This window comes from Pseudomonas sp. P5_A2_2 (genome assembly GCF_054177685.1).
Window position 1 is genome coordinate 1 of the sequence record NZ_JBGCUL010000924.1, and the last position, 1,731, is coordinate 1,731.

Annotated in this window: 3 protein-coding genes; 2 read left to right on the top strand and 1 reads right to left on the bottom strand. The window is 59.9% G+C overall.

The window, feature by feature from the left end:
• Positions 1–197 (bottom strand): aconitase family protein (locus ACXRVY_RS27380; protein ID WP_458238766.1); only part of this gene is annotated, 197 nt, incomplete at its 3' end.
• A 147-nt stretch (positions 198–344) separates the two neighbouring features.
• On the opposite strand from ACXRVY_RS27380, the gene ACXRVY_RS27385 reads away from it, so the two are divergent.
• Positions 345–1,235 (top strand): LysR family transcriptional regulator, encoded by an 891-nt coding sequence (locus tag ACXRVY_RS27385; RefSeq protein WP_458238767.1) that lies wholly within the window; start codon positions 345–347, stop codon positions 1,233–1,235.
• A 67-nt stretch (positions 1,236–1,302) separates the two neighbouring features.
• Positions 1,303–1,731: PAS domain-containing protein (locus tag ACXRVY_RS27390; protein ID WP_458238768.1), on the top strand; the 429-nt coding region annotated here is incomplete at its 3' end.

A 1,731-nucleotide genomic window follows, 5' to 3' on the forward strand; every position in this document is an offset into this window, starting at 1 on the left:
ACGTTGTGGTCCGGGGTCGCGATGTTGGCATCGATGCGCCATGGCTTGCGCCCGGCCAGACGCAGGCCTTCGAAGGCTTGCGGCGAGGTCACTTCGTGGATGATGTGACGATCGATGTAGATCAGCGCAGAGCCATCGTCGCGCTGCTTGACCAAATGCGAATCCCAGAGCTTGTCGTAGAGCGTTTTGCCGGCCATCAGACGGTTCCTCATCAGCTTGTTTCTATGCCCCGGGTCTTGAAGTGCTCAATAACCCTCTGGCTTGTGAGGCTGATCCTATGGGGTTACATTAAATAACTCAAATTCATATTTTTTATGCTTTGGATAACCAACTGGAATACAACCATGGACCTGGCCAACCTCAATGCCTTTATAGCCATCGCCGAAACCGGCAGCTTCTCCGGCGCCGGCGAACGGCTGCACCTGACCCAGCCGGCCATCAGCAAACGCATCGCCGGGCTGGAGCAGCAATTGAAGGTGCGGCTGTTCGATCGCCTGGGTCGTGAAGTGGGCCTGACCGAAGCCGGGCKCGCCCTGCTGCCGCGGGCCTACMAGATTCTGAATGTTCTCGATGATACGCGCCGCGCCCTGACCAACCTCACAGGCGAGGTGACCGGTCGTCTGACCCTGGCCACCAGTCACCACATCGGCCTGCACCGCTTGCCGCCTTTATTAAGGGAGTTCACCCGACGTTATCCCGAGGTGGCGCTGGATATTCAGTTCCTCGATTCGGAAGTGGCCTACGAGGAAATTCTCCATGGCCGCGCCGAACTGGCGGTCATCACCCTGGCACCGGAACCCCATGCGCTGGTCAAGGCCACCCCGGTGTGGGACGACCCGCTGGATTTCGTGGTCGCCCCGGAGCATTCGCTGCTCAATAGCGGCAAGGTCAGCCTGGCGGACATCGCCCGGCACCCGGCAGTATTCCCCGGCGGCAACACGTTTACCCACCACATCGTGCAACGGCTGTTTGAAGCCYAGGGCCTGACGCCAAACATCGCCATGAGCACCAACTATCTGGAAACCATCAAGATGATGGTCTCGATTGGCCTGGCCTGGAGCGTTTTGCCGCGCACCATGCTCGATGACCAGGTAGCACGCATACCTTTACCGGGCATACAGCTCACTCGCCAGCTAGGCTATATCCTGCACACGGAACGGACGCTGTCGAATGCTGCGCGGGCCTTCATGGCCTTGCTGGACGCTCAACTCGATCCGCCAGGGACTCAAGGCTAACTTGTGCTACTCCTATAGAGCCGAGAATTCCTGCAACAAAGGCCCAAACTCAGCCCAAGGCTTGCCAATGCCGAAATCTGTAGACCGTATTCCGCCGATGCCGCGAATTCAGGCACTTGATCCGAAAAGCTCCGAACAGAGCTGGGAAAGTGCCTCGCAATTACTGGCCGCGCTCAACGGTGCGCGCCTGGGCGCCTGGTATTGGGACATCGAGCGCGGGCAGATCAGCTGGTCCCGGGGCACGCAGGCGCTGTTCGGCTTCGACCCCCGCAAACCATTGCCATCGGATCTGGAATACCTCGACCTGCTGCCCCCGGAAGATCGCGCGAAAACCCTTCGCGCCTTCCACGCGGTCATTGCTGGCGCGCCACTGGAGCAAGCGATGCATCACCGCATCCGCTGGCCCGATGGCAGCCTGCACTGGCTGGAAATCAACGGCAGCCTGTTGCCGGACAAGCACGGCAGGCCACGGATGATCGGCGTAATCCGCGAGATT